Source organism: Thiofilum flexile DSM 14609 (assembly GCF_000380185.1).
Classification (GTDB): domain Bacteria; phylum Pseudomonadota; class Gammaproteobacteria; order Thiotrichales; family Thiotrichaceae; genus Thiofilum; species Thiofilum flexile.
On sequence record NZ_KB904769.1, the window covers coordinates 31,183 to 51,801 of the forward strand.

The 20,619-nt window shown below is 44.6% G+C and carries 18 protein-coding genes; 6 read left to right on the forward strand and 12 right to left on the reverse strand.

The features are described 5' to 3' along the window. Positions 1–340: 340 nt before the first annotated feature. The 3 genes from A3IK_RS0109900 (at position 341) to A3IK_RS0109910 (ending at position 2,928) form a co-directional block, all read left to right on the forward strand. The gene (locus tag A3IK_RS0109900; RefSeq protein WP_162596638.1) at positions 341–1,192 is read left to right on the forward strand and encodes a hypothetical protein; all 852 of its coding nucleotides are present in this window, start codon (positions 341–343) and stop codon (positions 1,190–1,192) included. Positions 1,193–1,288: 96 nt separating this feature from the next. Beyond that, a complete protein-coding gene (locus tag A3IK_RS21555; RefSeq protein ID WP_020559829.1) occupies positions 1,289–2,167 on the forward strand; it encodes a hypothetical protein in 879 nt (292 codons plus the stop codon). 299 nt (positions 2,168–2,466) lie between these two features. Then, positions 2,467–2,928, forward strand: coding sequence for a macro domain-containing protein (locus A3IK_RS0109910; protein ID WP_020559830.1), 462 nt, complete (start codon positions 2,467–2,469; stop codon positions 2,926–2,928). A gap of 93 nt (positions 2,929–3,021) precedes the next feature. On the opposite strand, the gene A3IK_RS0109915 is transcribed toward A3IK_RS0109910, so the two are convergent. The 4 genes from A3IK_RS0109915 to A3IK_RS0109930 all read right to left on the reverse strand — a co-directional run bounded on the left by A3IK_RS0109915 (position 3,022) and on the right by A3IK_RS0109930 (position 5,957). Further along, the gene (locus A3IK_RS0109915) at positions 3,022–3,570 is read right to left on the reverse strand and encodes a YidB family protein (protein ID WP_020559831.1); all 549 of its coding nucleotides are present in this window, start codon (positions 3,568–3,570) and stop codon (positions 3,022–3,024) included. A gap of 34 nt (positions 3,571–3,604) precedes the next feature. Next, entirely contained in the window at positions 3,605–4,063 is a 459-nt protein-coding gene (gene lysM / locus A3IK_RS0109920) for a peptidoglycan-binding protein LysM (protein ID WP_020559832.1), read from the reverse strand. A 149-nt stretch (positions 4,064–4,212) separates the two neighbouring features. Further along, a complete protein-coding gene (locus A3IK_RS20325) occupies positions 4,213–4,968 on the reverse strand; it encodes a C40 family peptidase (protein WP_020559833.1) in 756 nt (251 codons plus the stop codon). 335 nt (positions 4,969–5,303) lie between these two features. After that, positions 5,304–5,957: a hypothetical protein gene (locus A3IK_RS0109930; protein ID WP_020559834.1), complete on the reverse strand. Its 654-nt coding sequence runs from the start codon at positions 5,955–5,957 to the stop codon at positions 5,304–5,306. 163 nt (positions 5,958–6,120) lie between these two features. On the opposite strand from A3IK_RS0109930, the gene A3IK_RS0109935 reads away from it, so the two are divergent. Continuing rightward, on the forward strand, positions 6,121–6,903 hold the full coding sequence (locus tag A3IK_RS0109935; protein WP_020559835.1) for an alpha/beta fold hydrolase: 783 nt from the start codon (positions 6,121–6,123) through the stop codon (positions 6,901–6,903). Between the two features lie 38 nt (positions 6,904–6,941). Here the strand turns inward: A3IK_RS0109935 and A3IK_RS0109940 are convergent, their stop codons facing one another. The 8 genes from A3IK_RS0109940 to A3IK_RS0109975 form a co-directional block, all read right to left on the reverse strand. After that, positions 6,942–8,831 (reverse strand): propionyl-CoA synthetase, encoded by a 1,890-nt coding sequence (locus tag A3IK_RS0109940; RefSeq protein ID WP_020559836.1) that lies wholly within the window; start codon positions 8,829–8,831, stop codon positions 6,942–6,944. A gap of 22 nt (positions 8,832–8,853) precedes the next feature. Next, on the reverse strand, positions 8,854–10,041 hold the full coding sequence (gene prpF / locus A3IK_RS0109945) for a 2-methylaconitate cis-trans isomerase PrpF (RefSeq protein ID WP_020559837.1): 1,188 nt from the start codon (positions 10,039–10,041) through the stop codon (positions 8,854–8,856). 129 nt (positions 10,042–10,170) lie between these two features. After that, positions 10,171–12,780: a Fe/S-dependent 2-methylisocitrate dehydratase AcnD gene (gene acnD, locus A3IK_RS0109950; protein ID WP_020559838.1), complete on the reverse strand. Its 2,610-nt coding sequence runs from the start codon at positions 12,778–12,780 to the stop codon at positions 10,171–10,173. Positions 12,781–12,798: 18 nt separating this feature from the next. Then, positions 12,799–13,947, reverse strand: coding sequence for a bifunctional 2-methylcitrate synthase/citrate synthase (prpC, locus tag A3IK_RS0109955; RefSeq protein WP_020559839.1), 1,149 nt, complete (start codon positions 13,945–13,947; stop codon positions 12,799–12,801). Positions 13,948–13,960: 13 nt separating this feature from the next. Then, on the reverse strand, positions 13,961–14,851 hold the full coding sequence (prpB, locus tag A3IK_RS0109960) for a methylisocitrate lyase (protein ID WP_020559840.1): 891 nt from the start codon (positions 14,849–14,851) through the stop codon (positions 13,961–13,963). After that, complete coding sequence (locus tag A3IK_RS0109965) at positions 14,848–15,531, reverse strand: GntR family transcriptional regulator (RefSeq protein WP_020559841.1); 684 nt, start codon at positions 15,529–15,531, stop codon at positions 14,848–14,850. The genes prpB and A3IK_RS0109965 overlap by 4 nt, the downstream gene beginning before the upstream one ends. 256 nt (positions 15,532–15,787) lie before the next feature. Further along, entirely contained in the window at positions 15,788–17,137 is a 1,350-nt protein-coding gene (locus A3IK_RS0109970) for a sigma-54-dependent transcriptional regulator (protein ID WP_020559842.1), read from the reverse strand. Between the two features lie 3 nt (positions 17,138–17,140). Beyond that, complete coding sequence (locus A3IK_RS0109975) at positions 17,141–19,075, reverse strand: sensor histidine kinase (RefSeq protein ID WP_020559843.1); 1,935 nt, start codon at positions 19,073–19,075, stop codon at positions 17,141–17,143. A 272-nt stretch (positions 19,076–19,347) separates the two neighbouring features. Between A3IK_RS0109975 and A3IK_RS0109980 the strand changes: the two genes are divergently transcribed. Further along, complete coding sequence (locus A3IK_RS0109980) at positions 19,348–19,647, forward strand: hypothetical protein (RefSeq protein WP_020559844.1); 300 nt, start codon at positions 19,348–19,350, stop codon at positions 19,645–19,647. 82 nt (positions 19,648–19,729) lie between these two features. Next, on the forward strand, positions 19,730–20,619 hold an 890-nt coding region (locus tag A3IK_RS21560; protein ID WP_211209433.1), incomplete at its 3' end, for a hypothetical protein.

Here is a 20,619-nt window from a genome sequence, read left to right on the forward strand (position 1 = left end):
GTAGGATGTGTGGTAAATAGTTGTTATGATCACCTCAGTTAGCAAAAAGCACCGCTTACCTGATCAAGAGCCTCACCTCATCTAACTCACGATCGACAAGTGAAAAAATTAAAAAAGTTACTAGATTAGCTAATCAACCTCTTGTTTGAAGACTACGCTTAATGATGTAGCTCAGGTCTGTATGAGATGGAGATCATGAAAATACCAGCAATACCCCTCAACTGGCATCTAGCTAGAATTTAAGTTCCAATACTCAAAGCCATCCTCTGAGCAGGGTGGCTTTCTATCAATATAAATAATGAGAAAAAGTAATAATATGTATATCTATAAAGTGATAGCGATGATGCTTCTGTGGTTCGTTTGTTCTGTATCAGCAAGTGCGGCATCTATTAGTATTAATGGGTGGTGGGGGATTGATGAGGAGGGATGTAGTGATACCGATAATCAAAATCGTATCGCATTAGGAAAGTGGAAGTCTAGCAAGGGTAGTATTAAATTTGGTGAGGGCAAGGAGTCCATTGGTCTATATGATGGTAAATGTGTACTATCTAATAAAAAAGAAAGTAGTACTGAAATAACTTATCAAGCCTCCTGTGATTTAGCAGAGGAAAATTATAGTGGGGCAGCAAGAGTCAATATTAAGGATTCAAATAATATTACTTTATTCTATCCGGGGGGAGATTCAGAGGGCACTAACCTTGTTCGGTGTGATGCTACTGAGCAACCAAAAGCAAAAAATATAGCCATTGTAGAGCCTACTAAAAAAACAACAGTAGACTATTTTATCTATAAAAATAGTGAGGCAGGTTTTATTATTGATCTGCCAGAAGATGTACTCTATCCCGAAGGAGAGTCAGAGAATGGTATGGAGCAAGCATTTAAATCAAGTGATAAAGAAACTGTACTCTTTACTTATGGGGAAGAAAATAAAGACCACAAAACAATTAAAGAGCTTTATGCAGATGGCTTAAATCCAAGTGATAAAAATGAAAAGGTCTTCACTTATAAGCGTCTAGGTAAAAGTTGGTTTGTAGTCAGTGGCTATCATAATAATAATATATTTTATCAAAAGACTATACTTAGTAAAACCACTGGATCAGTTATATCGTTTTATTTTGAGCATCCAAAATCACAGAAGCCATTTTATAACAATATAACTGTTAGAATGTCAAAATCATTTAAAGAGTTATAGATTAATTTATTTAAATCAACGCTATATACATATCATTTTAATCTATAGGTAAATAAAGTATTAGCTTTAAATAATTAAAATAATAAGGGGATATTAATGAAAATAAGATGTGAAGAATGTGGTTACTTAGAAGAAACAACAGTGAGTCTATTCGTTAAAATAATTGGCGGAGCTATGCCAGTTGGTGGATATTGGGCTTGGACGGCATACTTATTTGCAGGAACTGGATTTGCTTTACCTATTGTCGTCGCTATTATCACTGGTGGTGTAGGTATCTTAATCTTTAAGGAGGAAATAGTTCAGTGGATCATAAGTAAGGGCTATAAGTGCCCTAAATGTGGTGCTGGGAAATGGGGTGCTGTATCAGATGAAGTTGCTGAAGAGCTTAGTAAGAAAGAGTCCCATATATCTGATTTAGAGGTTGAAAATTTACGTTTCAAACAGGAAGCCTCAAAGTTGAGAGATGAGCTAAATAAAAAAGATGTTGATCTGACTAGTTTTATTAATAAACAAAACTCAAGTTTTTCTATGGAGGATATTGAGGAACTCATTACTCAGTTGGAGGAAAAGGATAGTAAAATTGAGGAGCTACTGAAAGATAATGATGATTGGAAAGCACAAAAAGATGCTTTCTTAGCAGCACAAGAGAAGGCTATTTCTCTTTTCAGAAAGCGCTTTAAGTCGATGTACTCTTCATTAGAAATAACAGATAAGGCATTAAGGACTATTGTTAGATTAAATGATGAGGCACAAATTAAGCTAGAGCAGCAGTTTATGCTATTGCAGCTCTCACCACAAAGGGCTAGTTTCCGAGATAATATTCATGGAGCTGATGTGAAAGAGATAGGGTTTGGTACTTCAGGACGCTTATATATCAGAAAAAAAGGTAACATATTTACCGTTGTTGTAGTTGGTGATAAAAATAGCCAAGATTTAGATATAAAATATCTAAAGCAAGCTCATAAAAATCATTAAAGATGAGAGATTTAATATTAAGCATTTTACTAAACTTTTGATATTTAATATCTGATGTTATAATTTTTATCACTATAGTTGTTACAGGATTAACTACTATGAGTGCCAATAAATTTGATAGATCAGTGAACGCTATAAAAAATATATTTTTCTATCTCCAGTAGTTTAGAGTACTTGGCTAGGTAATACTCTTATAAAGTTAATTTTTTAAGAGATGGCATATATTCAGTAGATGGTAATGTTTTTTGATTGGATTTAATGAAAATATCTTGGGGGTTATTTAAAGGAGGTAATTTATCTTGCTTATCAAATTAGTCGCTTCTAATATTGCGCTAATTCATTGTTGGCGGCAAAGCTTCAAAGATTGTAACGATGTGGAAGTCATTGATGGCGATATCTTTGAGCAACAAGCAGATGCATTGGTGAGTCCAGCCAATAGCTTTGGATTTATGGATGGTGGGTTAGATTTAAAGATCTCACAGAAATTAGGTTGGGATATTGAAAGGCGAGTGAGAGAAAAAATACTGCTCGAATTCTATGGTGAAGTTCCGGTGGGTAATGCTCTTATTATAGAAACGGGTGTGAATCAATTTCCCTATTTAATTTCAGCCCCTACTATGCGTGTGCCTATGGATGTGTCAAAGACGGCCAATGCTTTTTTAGCCTTTCGCGCCATTTTAATAGCAGTGCAGAAATTTAATAGCGTGGAGCAAAAGATTGCATCCATGGTATGTCCGGGATTAGGTGAGAATAGCGCTTAGGATAGAGCTAGAGGCTTATTAAGTTTTGAAGACTATCCCATAAAAAAGCCATCACAAGGATGGCTTTTTGTGGTGCTAATTAAAAGTAATTAACTAACGACCGAGGATTTTACTCGCTAAACCAATAGCGCCTGATACGCCACCTACTGAATTTAAAATGCTATTTAAATCCAAGGAGCCACTAGGTGTCGCTTGGTCCACCATTTGTGGTAGGGCTTGTTGTAAGCCTTTCACTGCTTGATCAGGGCTAATACCTAACTGTTGAGCAAAAGTAGAGAGCTGATTTTGGCCTACAAGCTGAGTGATTTGATCAGCACTAGGTGCTTGATTAGCACCTGTACCCACCCAAGATTGTACCATAGACATCAAACCACTATCTGCTTGAGCAGGAGCCGCTTGCGTGTTACTACCGAGCAATGAGGTTAGACCGCCTAATAAACCACCGCCTTGAGAGCCTTGAGCGCCACCGGCTAAAGAGGCTAAACTACCTAATAGGCCACCTTGACCTTGATTATTACTGCCACTCATTAATCCCATGAGCGCAGTTGCAATTTCAGTCATTTCCACTTGTCCATCACGGTCACTATCCAATTGTCCTTGGAACAATTGTGCGCCTAGTTGAACGATATTACTCATATCCATTGATTGTTGCCTTTTAAACTAAAAAAGTGACAAATTAGATGTTTCTAGGAATACGGATTTTTTGACCCACGAAGATTTTATCTGGATCTTCAATGACTTCACGATTAGCTTCAAATACTTGGTTATATAAATTGCCTTTGCCATACGCACGCTCAGCAATTTTCCATAACGTATCGCCTTTTTGAATGGTGTAGTATTCATCATCAGAAACAGCGACTTGAGACTGATCAGCAGGTGTACCTGCTACCGTCATATTGTCGGCTTTAACTTCTTGAATACCCATCGCATTACCAACCATTAGCACTGCTTTTTCGAGTGCTTCAGGTGATTTTGCATCACCACTTACTGTGGCAACCCCATCTTTTACCTGAACTTGTAAATTGTCGACACCTGGGTTGTTTTGCTCAACATGTGCTTTTAATGCATCTGGAGCTTCTTCTTCGCTACCGAAAACTCGTTTACCAATATTACGTGCAAAATCAAATAGACCCATTTTGTATACTCCTCAGATTTTTAAATGAATAACGCAAGTCAAGTATAGCCAGATTTGCTCAGATTATCGAAGCCCATCTACATGCTGAGTCTGACCGTCTGGTAATTAAGTTCATATTAAGGTGGTTAAATACACGTATAATCAGTGGATTAGCCTATGAAAGTTCCATATTTAACAATACGTTTTTGCCAATAGTTTTTGCTAAGATTATCCATCATCACTCGCCCTCCACCGGAGGCCGCATGGATAAAAGTACCATTTTTCACATAAATACCAACGTGGCTGACACCGCTTCCGAAGGTATTAAAGAAAATTAAATCACCCGGACGGAGTTCGTTACGAGAAATAGTCCGGCTTGCACGGCTTTGCTCAGCCGCAGTACGTGGAATAGCGCGACCTATAGGTTTATGAGTGAGTTGTATCAAGGCACTGCAATCTAAACCTTCACGCACCGAGTTTCCGCCATATTTATATCGTACCCCTAGGACTTGATGAGCGCGTTCTAAAATAACGCGGCGAGCTGGGGTAAGTGCTTGCTGTTGAGGCGCTTGAATCATCATGCGCTCGGTAACAGGAGGGGCATATTGAGCACTTTGCTGAAAGGGTAGGAGGGTATAGTCGGGTGGAGTTACTTCATCCGAGTATTCAGCTTGATAACTGACTTGTTGGTATCGGGGTTGATATTGGGGCTGATACTGGGGTTGATATTGGGGCTGTTGAAAGTAGCGTTGGTTAGGGCGCTGTGCTCTATTATTGGGTTGTGGATTATAACGGACTTGGGCTGGGTAATGAGTGGGTTGATAATATTGTTGCTGATAGCCATAGGGATTAGCATGAGCACTAGGAACAGTAATAATAGACAGCACAGTGCTTAGCCCTACAGAGATAATTGATAAGCGCAACATAAAAGTAACCTTCGTTATAGTTTTTATTATAAATGAAGTACTTATTCAGTACTTCTACTCTCAATGAGAGCGTTTTCTATCTCAATATGAGGCCACTATAACGAGCACGCTAACATCGCGCTAAAAAAAAGGTATGAGGGGTATTGTATTATTTATACCACACTCTATCTGAAGGGGATGTTAACTATAATTAATTTAATAAAAACAATAACTTAAAATATCACTCTGGTTGCTCAATTAATGAGCTGTTGTATTTTGTCTAATAGCTAAAATGCAGCTATCAGCGAGAGGAAGGGACTTAAGTGAAGCACCCACCTAAGTCCAACAGGAGTGGCTTACTTTGAAGGATTATCAAATGTTGTCGTGATGGGACAGCCTTTTTGTTTACCCATGACGGAAAGGTCACGATAGACTGTATAGCTATTATCATTCACTAAACGATCACGTTGTGCTTTGGCCCAAGCAGAGTTATTGGTTTTAAGCTTTTGATATTGTGTATCTTTTTGCTTAATTGTGGTTTCTAGTTGATTGAGTTCGGCTTGTAATTGCTCACAGGACATAGCCTCAGGGGCAGGTTTAGGTGTAACCCGAACAAAGTTAACTTGTGTTTGTGCCAGAGTGAGCGGAGCACCTGCTGCATCCACACAGTTACGTTGCCCCATGCTCAAGTTTTCTCCGGCAGAAGCGAGAGTCACTTGGCAGGTAATACCACGGGTATCGGTGATAGTACCAACTAAGTTATTACCTTCTAAGGTCAGAGGATAAGACTTATTGCCTTTAAACCAAATTAGGTTTTCACCCGCTATTTTAAACACAGCCGCTCCATTGTCGGAACGCCCCCACTCGCCTTGCAACTTATTGAGGGTAGGATTATTACTAACAAAAGGAGCACTGCTGCTAGTTGTGGTATTCATGGAGGACAATGATCCACCACCACAGGCGCTTAGGGTAAATGAGCAAAAAAGGGTAGGAATTAAGGTTTTCAACATGACTAATCCTTCAGTCTGATTTATCCAATAGGCGCAGTATAGACCCTTCTCAGGAGTATCCACAGAGGTCAAAAACTACGATTACCAGAGTATAGTATTGTGCCACTATTCATAACACGCTAGTCTATAATCTATACAATATAATAAGTGGGAGGGGTGTGTCATGACATTAGGTTATACCACTATAGGCGAGGGGGCAGAACCGGTTTTGGTATTTCACAGTTGGATGAGTGACCATACCGTTTGGAGCCCTATTTTGCCAGTACTAGATGGTCAAACATTCACTTATGTTTTTCCAGATTATCGTGGTTATGGGCGCTCACGCCAGCTTAAGGGACGTTATACCCTAACAGAGATAGCCGCTGATATGATCGAGTTAATAGAACACTTAGGGTGGCGGCGGTTTCATGTCATAGGTCACTCTATGGGAGCGATGGCTATGCAGCGTTTGCTCGTGGATATTAATGATTGGCAGCGGATTAAATCAGCCATCGCTGTAACCCCCATACCCGCTAGTGGCGCACAGCTCGATGAAAGTAATTGGGCTATATTTGAAGCATCTATTACGGATAGTGAGTGCCGTAGAATGATTTTAAATGTCATCACTGGCGAGCGTTTACCCGCAGCATGGTTAGATAATAGAGTAAAAGAATCCTACCTAACCACGACAGAAGAAGCCTATGCAAGTTATCTAAAAGCTTGGGTTTTTGATGATTTTTCAGCTTCCGTCATGGGCTTGAATACGCCACTACTCACCTTAGTGGGGGAACATGATCGCGCTATTACAGAGTCTAGTATGGCGGACACCTATTTGAAGTGGTATCCGAATGCAACGCTAGAGATACTAGGCAATAGTGGGCATTATCCTATGCAAGAAACTCCGCTCGCATTTGTGGCAGCGATAGAGCGCTTTATGAAGCGTTTTGTGTTAGTACCAACCTTTTAAAGAGAATGGGCAATCACTCGGATTGCCCTGACTGTGAATTAGACCGTAGCACCACGGCTTTTTAGCAGTGTCTCTAACTCTGGCATAATGGCAGGATCATCAATAGTTGATGGAACAATATATTCCTGACCATTGATCATTTGACGTAAGTTTTTACGCAAAATCTTACCTGAGCGCGTTTTCGGCAGGCGTTGCACAATGTAAGTATCTTTATAGCAAGCAATCGCACCAATCGACGCACGGATCATTTGGGCTAGTTCTTTGTTAAACTCAGCCTCATCGATTTGCACACCAGTTTTGAGTACCACTAAACCAATTGGGATTTGACCTTTAAGATCGTCATCACGCGCAATGACCGCACATTCTGCGACCGCAGGATGGCTACCTACTACCTCTTCCATTTCGCCAGTAGATAAACGATGGCCTGCCACGTTCATAACGTCATCCACGCGCCCCATAACGAACACATAGCCGTCTTCATCGATATAGCCACCGTCGCCTGAGGCATAATAGCCTTCAAACATAGACAGATAGCTTTCTTTGAATTTTTCAACATTACCCCAAACGGTGGCTAAACAGCTAGGAGGCAGGGGGAGTTTCAGTGCGATATAGCCTTGTTGTCCGCGTGGTAATTCTTGTCCTGACTCATCCAGAATGCGTACATTAAAGCCGGGGGTCGGTACAGTAGAAGAGCCTAGCTTAATCGGCATCGGTTCAATCCCTTGCAGATTGGCGGTAATGCCCCAACCTGTTTCGGTTTGCCACCAGTGATCAATCACTGGCTTACCACTCATATCCATTAACCACTGTTGAGAAGGTGGATCGAGACGCTCACCCGCTGAGAAGATATTGGTAAGTTTGCTCAAATCATATTGCTTGAGGAAGGCACCTTCGGGATCTTCTTTTTTGATCGCGCGGAAGGCGGTAGGGGCTGTGAATAAAGCTTTGACACCATACTCAGAGCATACCCGCCAGAAGGCACCCGCATCAGGGGTCATAATGGGTTTACCTTCATACACAATTGTGGTGCAACCGTGTAAGAGTGGGGCGTATACGATATAGGAGTGACCTACCACCCAACCCACATCGGAAGCTGCCCAGAATACATCACCCGCTTTGAGGTTATAAATGGCATCCATACTGTAATTCAGTGCGACCGCATGACCACCATTTTCCCGTACCACACCTTTAGGTTTACCCGTTGTGCCGGAGGTATAGAGGATATAGAGCGGGTCTGTACCTTTAACTGGAACGGGGGCAACAGGCTTAGCCTCAGCCATTAAGGTTTTCCAGTCATAATCCCGACCTTCGATGAGTGACGCGGTCGCTTCAGGACGTTGGAAAATAATACAGCTTTGTGGCTTATGACTAGAGAGATTAATCGCTTTGTCGAGTAGTGGTTTGTACTCAATCACCCGCTTGATTTCCACACCACAAGAGGCGGAAATCATGACTTTAGGCTGGGCATCTTCAATACGTACTGCTAATTCGGGAGCCGCAAAGCCACCAAATACCACCGAGTGAATTGCACCTAAGCGTGCCACCGCTAGCATAGAAATCAATGCCTCTGGAATCATGGGCATATAGACAATGACACGATCACCTTTAGTGACACCAAGACCCGCGAGCATGCCGGCAGCTTTAGCGACTTCATCGCGTAATTGGTTATAGGTGTAGGTGGTTTTGGTATTGGTCACGGGTGAGTCATAGATCATAGCGAGTTGATCGCCACGACCTTGCTCAATGTGATAATCTAAGGCCATATAGGAGGTGTTTAATTCACCATCCTCAAACCAATGATAGATACCATCTTTGTCTTGCGACAAAATCGTTTCAGGAAATTTAAACCAAGGCAAGGCTTGGGCTTTTTCACGCCAAAAGCCCTCAGGATCGTTCATAGATCGTTGATATTCAGCTTGGTAACTCATCTTCATCTCCTCCTGCTATCAATTAAAAACTGTCACCCGGAACGCGCACAAAGCCTTCCATTAAGATACGAGCACTACGACTCATAATCGCCTTGGTGACTTTCCATTCACCGTTTTCCAACGTCGCTTCAGCTCCTACTCGCAAAGTGCCAGAAGGATGACCAAAGCGTACTGCTTGACGTTCAATACCACCGGCCGCTTGATTCACTAAAGTGCCCGGAATCGCTGCCGCTGTACCAATGGCTACGGCTGCCGTACCCATCATGGCGTGGTGTAATTTGCCCATAGAGAGCGCACGCACTAATAAATCCACTTCAGAAGCCGATACTTCTTTACCACTAGCCGATTTATAAGTTTTCGCGGGGGCTATAAAGGCAATTTTAGGGGTATGTTGACGTGTGGCGGCCTCTTCTGGGGTTTTGATTAATCCCATGCGTAACGCGCCTGCAATACGGATTTGCTCAAAACGCGCTAAGGCCTGTGGGTCACTATTGATAGCCTCACGTAACTCTGTACCGGTATAACCAATATCAGCGGCATTCACAAATACCGTGGGGATACCCGCTGTAATCATTGTGGCGGGGAAGGTGCCTATGCCGGGTACTTCTAGTTGATCGACTAGATTACCCGTAGGGAACAGGCTTCCACCTTCTTCACCTTCATCCGAGGGGTCGAGAAACTCTAATACAATCTCAGCCGCTGGGAAGGTGACACCATCGAGTTCAAAATCACCGGTTTCTTGCACTTGTCTATTGCTAATCGGTACATGGGCAATAATGGTTTTACCAATATTGGCTTGCCAAATGCGTACAGTACACACGCCATTGTCTGGAATCCGTGCTGGATCGACATAGCCTGCATGAATAGCAAAGGCTCCTGCACCTGTGGATAAATTACCGCAGTTACCACTCCAATCGACAAAATCCTTATCAATCGAAATCTGTCCGTATAGATAATCTACATCATGATCGGGACGGGTACTTTTAGATAAGATCACGCACTTACTGGTGCTAGAGGTCGCACCTCCCATACCGTCAGTATGAGCTGCATAAGGGTCTGGACTACCAATGACGCGCTGAAAGAGTTTGTCGCGTGCTTTGCCGGGCACTTGAGCAGCGACGGGTAGGTCTTCAAGACGGAAAAAGACGCCCTTACTAGTTCCGCCGCGCATATAAGTGGCGGGGATTTTTACTTGAGGAATAGTAGACATGGTTTTGTCTCATCAAATTGGGTAAATCCCTCACCCCAACGGTCTCTCCTATGTAGGATATGAGGGTTTCAGAGAGCTATTGCTCCTTTCCCAGTGCGGGAAAGGAGCAGGGGTGAGAACACATCAAGCCTAAGCTGCGTTTGATTCCAAGAAGTCTTGGGCAAAGCGTTGTAAGACACCACCGGCTTTATACACACGGACTTCCGCTGCGGTATCTAGGCGGCATTTCACCGGAATACGCACGGTTTCACCATTTTTACGATGCATAACAACGGTTAAATCAGTCCGAGGTGCAATTTCGCCTTCGACATCAAAGGTTTCTGTACCATCAATGTTATAGGTTTTACGGGTTTCACCGGCTTTAAATTCCAGTGGTAATACACCCATACCAACTAAGTTAGTACGATGAATGCGCTCAAAACCTTCCGCCACAATCGCCTCAACTCCCGCTAAACGGACGCCTTTAGCAGCCCAGTCACGGCTTGAGCCTTGACCGTAGTCAGCTCCGGCAATAATGATCAGCGGTTGTTTGCGATTCATATAGGTTTCAATCGCTTCCCACATGCGCATGACTTTGCCATCTGGCTCAACACGTGCTAGGGAACCTTTCTTGACTTGACCATCCACTACTGCCATTTCATTGACTAATTGGGGATTAGCAAAGGTAGCGCGTTGTGCGGTTAAGTGATCACCACGGTGGGTGGCGTAAGAGTTAAAGTCCTCTTCGGGTAAGCCCATTTTCGCCAAATACTCACCCGCAGCACTATTGAGTAGAATAGCATTGGAGGGTGATAAGTGATCGGTGGTGATATTGTCAGGCAATACCGCGAGGGGGCGCATCCCTTTTAAAGTACGCTCACCGGCTAAGGCACCTTCCCAGTAAGGGGGGCGACGGATATAGGTAGACTGAGGACGCCAATCGTATAAAGGACTCGCCGCTTCTTCTGCTTTGCCTAAATCGAACATCGGAATGTAAACCTGTTTGAATTGCTCAGGTCTAACAAACTTAGCTACGATGGCATCAATTTCTTCATCAGAAGGCCAAATGTCTTTTAAGGTAATAGGCTTACCGTTTTTATCTTTGCCGAGTGCGTCTTGTTCAATGTCTAAACGCACTGTACCTGCAATCGCATAGGCGACGACTAGAGGGGGCGAAGCTAAAAACGCTTGTTTAGCATAAGGATGAATACGACCATCAAAGTTACGATTACCGGATAGCACGGCTGTCGTATACAGATCACGTTCAATGATTTCTTGTTGGATTTTAGGATCGAGTGCGCCTGACATACCATTACAAGTCGTACAAGCAAAGGCCACAATCCCAAAGCCTAACTTCTCTAAATCACCTAATAAACTAGCTTCTTTGAGGTATAGCTCAGCGACTTTAGAGCCGGGGGCAAACGAGGTTTTTACCCAAGGTTTGCGTACTAAACCTAATTCATTAGCCTTTTTCGCCAATAAGCCTGCTGCAACCACATTGCGTGGGTTAGAGGTATTGGTGCAAGAGGTAATCGCCGCAATAATCACCGCGCCATCAGGTAATAAACCTTCAGCCTCTTCAGCTTTAGCCGCGTGTAGTTTCGCCTCATCTGCAATACCACGCTCTTGTAAAGCGGAGGTCGGTAGACGTTTATGCGGATTAGAAGGACCTGCCATATTACGCACTACGGTAGAGAGATCAAACTCTAGTACCCGTGGATATTGTGCTGTTTTGAGTGCATCAGCCCAGAGTCCGGTGGTTTTCGCATAGTTTTCTACGAGCTTCACTTGCTCAGGTTCACGGCCGGTGAGTTTCAGATAGTCAATGGTTTGACCATCAATATAGAACATCGCAGCCGTAGCGCCATACTCAGGGCACATATTAGAAATAGTCGCGCGATCACCAATCGAGAGGCTATCTGCACCATCACCAAAGAACTCTACATAGGCACCGACTACACGCTCTTTACGTAAGAACTCAGTGAGTGCTAAGACGATATCGGTAGCTGTAATACCCGGTTGACGTTTGCCGGTGAGTTTTACCCCTACGATATCGGGTAGGCGCATCATGGAAGGATGACCGAGCATCACAGTTTCGGCTTCTAAACCACCGACACCAATGGCGATAACACCTAAAGCATCCACATGTGGCGTATGCGAGTCAGTACCGACACAAGTATCTGGGAAGGCGATACCCTCACGCACCTGAATCACCGGAGACATTTTCTCCAAATTGATTTGGTGCATAATGCCATTCCCCGCAGGGATTACATCCACATTTTTGAAGGCGGTTTTGGTCCACTCAATAAAGTGAAAACGGTCTTCATTACGACGATCTTCTACTTCACGATTTTTGCGGAAAGCGTCTGGGTCAAAGCCACCAAACTCTACTGCTAAGGAGTGGTCAACAATCAATTGCGTAGGTACGACCGGATTAACCAGCGCAGGGTTGCCCCCTTGATCGGCAATCGCATCCCGTAAGCCTGCAAGATCGACTAAGGCGGTTTGACCTAAAATATCATGGCAGACTACACGAGCGGGATACCACGGGAAATCTAGATCTTGTTTGCCTTCAATTAATTGCTTGAGTGAATCAGTTAAAGCGGCTGGCTCACAACGGCGTACTAATTGTTCGGCTAGGACACGCGAGGTATAAGGTAGCTTGTCATAGCTGCCCGGCTGGATCGCTTCTACCGCAGCACGGGTATCGAAATAATCCAGTTGAGTACCGGGAAGATTTTTACGGTATTCAGTATTCATGGTTCAGCATATCCCCTATTAAGCGCGTTGTTCTAGTGGAGTCCAAGTCAAGCCCTCAGGCCCTGTGTAATGAGCACTAGGACGAATAATTTTCCCGTCTTCACGTTGCTCAATCACATGCGCCCCCCAGCCACTAGTACGGGCAATTACAAATAGAGGCGTGAACATATCGGTAGGTACACCCATTTGGTTATAGGACACTGCTGAATACCAATCAAGATTCGGGAACATGCTTTTGATTTCTTGCATGACCGTTTCTAAACGGGCAGCAACATTGAACATGGTCAAATCACTGTTTTCATCAGACAGTTGTTTAGCAACACGCTTAATCACTTCATTGCGCGGGTCGGCAATGGTATAGACTGGATGACCGAAACCAATAATCACTTCTTTACGTGCTACACGCTCACGGATATCGGCTTCAGCCTGATCGGGAGTGAAATAACGGCTTTGAATACGGAAAGCAACTTCATTCGCGCCCCCGTGTTTGGAGCCGCGTAACGCACCAATAGCGCCGGTAATACAAGAGTAAACGTCTGAATTAGTACCCGCAATCACCCGTGAGGTAAAGGTAGAGGCATTAAATTCATGCTCAGCATACAAAATCAACGAGGTATGCATGGCGCGTACCCACGATTCTTTAGGCGTTTTACCATGTAATAAATGCAGGAAGTGCCCACCTACTGAGTCATCATCGGTCTCAACATCAATACGTTTACCATTGACCGCAAAATGATACCAATACAGCAACATAGAACCGAAACTGGCAACCAAACGATCTAATATCAAACGGGTTTCAGCGACCGGATGATCTTCTTTTTCGGGTAAACATGTACCCAATACGGAGCAGCCGGTACGCATGACATCCATCGGATGAGCAGAAGGTGGTAAGGCTTCCATCGCTTGTTTTACCGCTAGGGGTAAGCCGCGCATGGATTTTAATTTGGCTTTATAGGCTTTTAATTGCGCAGCATTTGGTAATACACCATGAATCAGCAAATGGGCAATTTCTTCAAATTCGGCTTTTTCAGCAAAGTCGAGAATATCATAGCCCCGATAATGCAGATCATTACCCGTCCGTCCGACTGTACAAATAGCTGTATTACCTGCGGCAATACCCGATAAGGCAACTGATTTTTTAGTTTTAGGTAGCACTTGTTCAAGCATTTAACTTTACTCCTTATTCCGCGCCCTGTTTAGCGAATAATGCATCGAGTTTTTGCTCGTAAGCGTGATAGCCGATGGTGTCGTATAGTTCCATACGGGTTTGCATGGTATCGACCACATTCTTTTGTGAGCCATCTTTTAAGATATGGGTATAAACATTTTCAGCGGCTTTAGCCATAGCACGGAAGGCAGAGAGCGGATAGAGCACCAGCTTTACACCCACACTGGAAAGTTCTTCCGTGGTATACAGTGGGGTAGCGCCAAACTCGGTAATATTAGCTAGTACCGGAACATTAACCGCTTTAGTAAATTGAGCATATTGCTCTAATTTATTCATCGCCTCTGGGAAAATCATATCCGCACCGGCTTCCACACAAGCCATCGCGCGGTCAATGGCAGATTGCATACCTTCCACTGCTAAAGCGTCAGTACGAGCCATAATCACAAAGCTAGGATCGGTGCGTGCATCTACGGCAGCCTTAACACGGTCAACCATTTCTTCAAGGCTGACGATGGCTTTATTCGGGCGATGACCGCAGCGTTTTTGCATCACTTGGTCTTCAATGTGAAAACCCGCTGCCCCTGCTTGAGCGACTTCACGGGTAGCACGCGCAATATTAAAGGCTCCACCCCAACCCGTATCGATATCGACTAATAGGGGTAGGGTAGTCACAGCAGTGATACGTTTAATATCTTCCACCACATCATGCAGAGTAGTAATGCCCAGATCGGGAATCCCCAAGGAGGACGCTGCTACACCGCCACCGGATAGATATAAGGCTTTATGTCCTACCTTCTCAGCAATAATTGCACTATTAGCAGTGACTGCACCCACCACTTGTAAGGGGTTATTTTCAACGACCGCTTGGCGTAATTTTTGACCCGGAGTAAGTTTCTGTGTCATGGCTTTTGTTCTTCCTCATCCATCAGTTCACTAATACTTTTCCATGCACCACTAATATGGCGGCGCATAAGGAGTTCTGCGAGTTCACCATCGCGGTTAGCGATAGCCTCTGCAATCTGGCGATGCTGCTGTAGTGCGGGTCTGGTACGCTGTGCCATACGGCTAGTGCGATAGCGGCACATGCGTAACAGGTGGTAAAGCTCATGGGCGAGTAGATCAATCAACATTTGATTGCGACTGCCTAGAGCTATGTGGTAATGAAAGTCGAAGTCGCTTTCATTTTGTATATATTGTGTACTATCACTGGCGGTAATTTGCTGTTCATGACGATCTAACAATTCATATAACAAGCGAATTTCGCCATCATTCATATTCTCAGCAGCCAACCGGCACGCTATGCCTTCTAATGCTTCACGCACGCGATACATTTCGCCCATTTTGGCTTTATCCAGTTTAACCACCCGCGCTCCAGCATGGGGGATGCGTTGAACTAGACGTATTCCTTCTAAGTGACGTAGTGCCTCACGTAAAGGGCCGCGACTAATGCCATAACGAGTGGCTAAGTCGGTTTCACAGAGTTTTTGGCCTTGCCTGAGCTCTCCGGTGATAATGGCCTGTGTTAAGCGCAACGACGCACGGTCGGATAGTGTTCTTTCCTCATCTAACGGTTTGGTGCTCATTTATTAAGGTGCCTATTTTATTGTTGACAATCCTCTAGTTGAGAATACCATTTTTCTCTCTAAATGGAAGAAAAAATGTGTTTTTGTTAACAAAAACTTTTTTAAAGCTAATATTACAGCAAAACCATGTGGCTCAAATACAACGCTATTGTGGTAGTAATACAAGTGAGAAAGGCAGGGGAAAAGAAAAGCCTAACCTGAGCGGGGGCGCTAACAGGGTGAGGTCATAATGTGAGCTAGAAGGGGAATAGTGATACTAAAGCGTTTCGTATTTTTTTATGAGTCGATACACATTACGCTCACTAATATTCATTGCGCGCGCGACTTTACCGCGATGGCCTTGATATTGATCCAGCAGTAGATTGACGTATTGTTTTTCAACTACCTCTAGGGTAGGTATTTCATCAAAAGAGAGATAAAAGCCTTTACGGCTCGGCGCATTATGGGCGTTGGGTTCTGGGCTGAGGGTGAAGTGCTCTGGCTGAATCTGCTCAGCATTGCCGGATAAAATAATGGCACGTTCCACCATATTTTTAAGCTCTCGAATATTGCCAGGCCATGAGTATTCCATGAGTTTATCGAGAGCAGCTTTGCTTAGATGCTTATTCACCCGCCGTGAAAAGTCATGGTTTTGAATAAAATGCATAACAAGGGTGAGGATATCGTTTTTGCGCTCGCGTAGCGGAGGGACATAAATAATAAACGCATTGAGGCGATAAAACAGATCGGGGCGAAAAGTTCCCTCTTGCGACATACTGAGTAAATCCCGATTAGTCGCAGCCACGATACGCACATTAGCACTTAAATCGCGGGTTCCACCCAAACGCCGAAAGCGCCCCGTTTCTAACACGCGCAATAGTTTGGCTTGAATCGCGGGGGTAATTTCACCAATCTCATCAAGAAATAGGGTGCCACCTTCGGCACTTTCAATCAGTCCCTTTTTTTGCCGATCTGCTCCCGTAAATGCGCCTTTTTCATGCCCAAATAACTCAGACTCAAACAGGTTTTCCTGCATAGTGCAACAATCTAGGGCTACATAGCCTTGTTTAGCAACTTGGCTACGTTCGTGTACTTCTCGTGCCACTAATTCTTTGCCCACTCCGCTCTCGCCTTGAATCAGCACTGTCATCATACTAGGGGCGACTGCGCTAATCATTTTCTCGACCTCTTTCAAGGCCGGGCTATTGCCAATCATAAAGGAGTGCGGCTTAGTCACGTGCTCTTTTAGATAGAGAAACTCTTTACGCATATTATGCGTGTCTAGTGTTTTACGAATGACTAGCTCTAGCTCTTCAATATTAATGGGTTTTAATAGATACTCAGCTGCTCCGGCTCGCATGGCATTCACCGCATCTTTTACATTGCCATAGGCGGTTAGAATAATGACCGGATAATCGGGTATGAGGAGAGGCAATAAATCCGTCCCACGGGCATCGGGTAGTTGGCAGTCGAGTAAAATTAAATGCGGATCATGTTGTTGTAGGTAAACTTGTGCCTCTGCCCACGAGTGAACTCCCATTGCGCCATAACCCATTTTATTCAGTTGCCCCACAATCAACCGATTTAAGGTGGTGTCATCGTCAATGACGAGTAATAGCGGTAACATCAATCAGTGCTCCTGTACAGCTTGATCAGCATCTGGAAACGTCAGACGAAAGATAGTGTGACCTGCTTGGTGTGCTAGAAGTTGAATAGTGCCATGGTGTTGGGTCATTAGGCTGCGTACAATGGTCAAGCCCAAGCCAGAACCCGTTTGCCCCACCCGTCGACTGAAAAAGGGATCAAAAATATGCGGTACAATCTCGGCACTGACCCCGACCCCGGTGTCTTGTACTTCAATTTGTACCATGTCATTAATGATTTGGGTGCGTAGTGTGAGTACGCCTCCTTGTGGCATGGCATGAAAGGCGTTTTGTACTAAATTTAAAATAATCATCCGTAGATCATTATCTGCTGCCAAAATCCGTGCCCGTTGGGGGCAGAGATCAAGCACTTGCTCAATATGCTGTTGCTCGCGCTCAAAACGTAATAACGATAGTGTTTCAGTAATGACGCTATTCACCTCCACTAGCTCAATGTGATTACTCGATAAAGTACCAAGCTTCATTAGGCGATGCGTCACACTTAAGCATTGCTCCACCTGCTCATCGACCAGACGCAGATAGTCTTTTAATTCCAGTAACTCTAATTCAGTGGCAGTTTGAGCAATAGTTGGGGTTTGATTGAGTAGGGTGTCGCTGGCTTGTAAGGCAATACGCACCGAGGCCAGTGGATTATGAATTTCATGCGCCACTCCCGCTGCTAATTCGCCTAGTGCCGAAAGCTTTTGCTCATGAGAGTAATGTACCGCTTGATCTAAATCGCGCACCGCTTCAACAACCCATTTAGCCTCAAGATTATGAGCAGGGGGCGATAGGCGCGCGGCATAGACTTCGGTATGGAGCAGGGTATGGTCGGGGCGCTGAATGGTTTCAATAAATTTTAGACTAGCCTGTTCATCATTTAATGTTTCTAGCGGGCAGGTTCGTAAGGAAGAGGGGCAAGGTGTATCACGTTGATAGGTAATAGCATAGCAACACTGTTGGCGTAGTACTTTAGCATCACAATAACCTGTCTGTTGAGCATAAGCCTGATTCGCAATAATGATTTTGTAATCTTGATCAATCACTCGTACCCCATCCGGTACACCATCAATAAGGCCTTGTAAGAACTGCTCGCGGTCTTGTAATTGATTATGGCTGGCTTGTAAATGCTCTGCCATTTGATTAAAGGTTTTACCTAGATGTGATAGTTCATTATGACCCTGCACCGCAACACGTGCTTGTAGATTACCCTGTGAGAGTGAGGCGCTGGCTTGATGTAATTGTTGAATAGGTGCCAAGACATAGCGGCGCATAAACCACCAAGTAGCTCCAGCACTTAAGGCTAGGGTCGTGAAGCCTGCAACCATGAGAAATAAGAGGGTTTGCCAATTGTGTTGCTGCAGCGCACTGATCTCATGATCTACCACTAAAATGCCATTCACAGGGTGCTGGTCGATAGTGCCATGACAACCTAAACAAGCCGGCTTATTACGTACTGGATGAAACGTGCGTAGGCGTGGATCATGATCGGGTGTGGTAATAAAGTGGCTAATCGGCTCTAAAGGTAATTGCTGAGCGCTGCACTGTGGGCAAAAGTGTTGAATGATTTGGGCTTGTTGTTGACCAATTAGGCGCATGTCTGAGGCAAAGCGTACTTCTCCTTGGGGGTTTAGAACCATGACCCCCTTAATACCTTTTTGAGTACCTAACTCGGAAATCATTTCCTGTAAACCCACTAAGTCACGACGCAGCATCGCTCGCTCAAGAGAAGACTTAAGCAATAAGCTAACCGAAACCGAGGCACGGGCGCGTTCCTCAGTGAGTTGAGCATAATAAAAGTAAGAAAATAAAATCAGAAAAATGCTCGATACCCCGATCAAAATACTGAGCAAAAACACAATGAATTGTCGGCTCAACGCAGAGGAGGGTATGGGTTGGGAGGTAGCAGATAATTGAATCATAGGACGTGTTATTCCACGTATAAAGCCACACATAATCTCTGAGTATACTGCTAAATATGACATTTTGTCTTGGATTTATGGTTCTATGCCATTTTGGCAGTATTGATATGCCAAAATGGCAGTATAAAAATAATGATTTAAAATAAATAAAGATTAGGTAAAAGCTATTTTTTAATAAATATCATTGGCTTAAGAGAGCTTATCCTTTCTGGCATGGTTAGTGCAGTGTAGCGGTGTATGTAAGCGTTCATGTCATTAAGAGGATGAGAATTATGCCGATGCGTTCTTTCATGTGGGTAGTGCTGTTAGTGGGCATAACATCAGGCTCGGTAGCACAGGCTGAGGGCTATGATTATATTGCAGGTACTCAACCCTCTCATCGCCCTGATCAAGCACCTGTACTCACTGAGGTACAGAAAAATGCTGATTGGTATCAGCACGCTCTTTATGGCGTCGAGTCTCCTTATCCTCATTCGCTGAAATTTCTGGAAGACCAAGGTAATTGGTTTACCCCTTTTAATCATCCCGGCATGACGCATCCCTACGATTTACGTGGTTGGCATTCTAAGTAATTTTTTCAACCACTTAAACTCGCTGTTACCCCATTTTTTTTAGGAGAGATTTATGAAGACTTTATTAAAAAAAGTATTACCTTTGGTCGTAAGTACTATGTTATTTGCTCCTGTCACCTTTGCTGATCAACAAGGTATGTCAGGCATGAGTGGTATGCAGGGTATGTCAGGCATGGGTGGCATGTCCGGTATGAGTGGTATGCAAGGCATGTCAGGCATGGGTGGTATGTCCGGTATGAGTGGCATGCAAGGTATGTCAGGCATGGGTGGTCAAGCTGGCATGGTATGCATTAGATGGGCACCTGCTCAAGCAGGCATGAGCGGCATGTCCGGAATGGGTGGCATGAGCGGTATGTCCGGAATGGGTGGCATGAGCGGTATGTCAGGCATGGGCGGCATGAGCGGTATGTCCGGAATGGGTGGCATGAGTGGTATGTCAGGCATGGGTGGCATGTCAGGCATGGGTGGCATGGGTGGCATGGGTGGCATGAGTGGTATGTCAGGCATGGGTGGCATGTCAGGCATGGGTGGCATGGGTGGCATGAGTGGTATGTCAGGCATGGGCGGTATGTCCGGAATGGGTGGTATGTCCGGAATGGGTGGCATGAGCGGTATGTCAGGCATGGGCGGTATGTCTGGAATGTCAGGCATGGGCGGTATGTCTGGAATGTCAGGCATGGGCGGTATGTCAGGCATGAGCGGCATGCAAGGTATGGATGGCATGAGCGGCATGTCAGGCATGGGCGGAATGTCCGGAATGGGTGGCATGAGCGGTATGTCAGGCATGGGCGGAATGTCCGGAATGGGTGGCATGAGCGGTATGTCCGGAATGGGTGGCATGAGCGGTATGTCAGGCATGGGCGGTATGTCAGGCATGGGTGGCATGTCAGGCATGGGCGGTATGTCCGGAATGGGTGGCATGAGCGGCATGTCAGGCATGGGCGGTATGTCCGGAATGGGTGGCATGAGCGG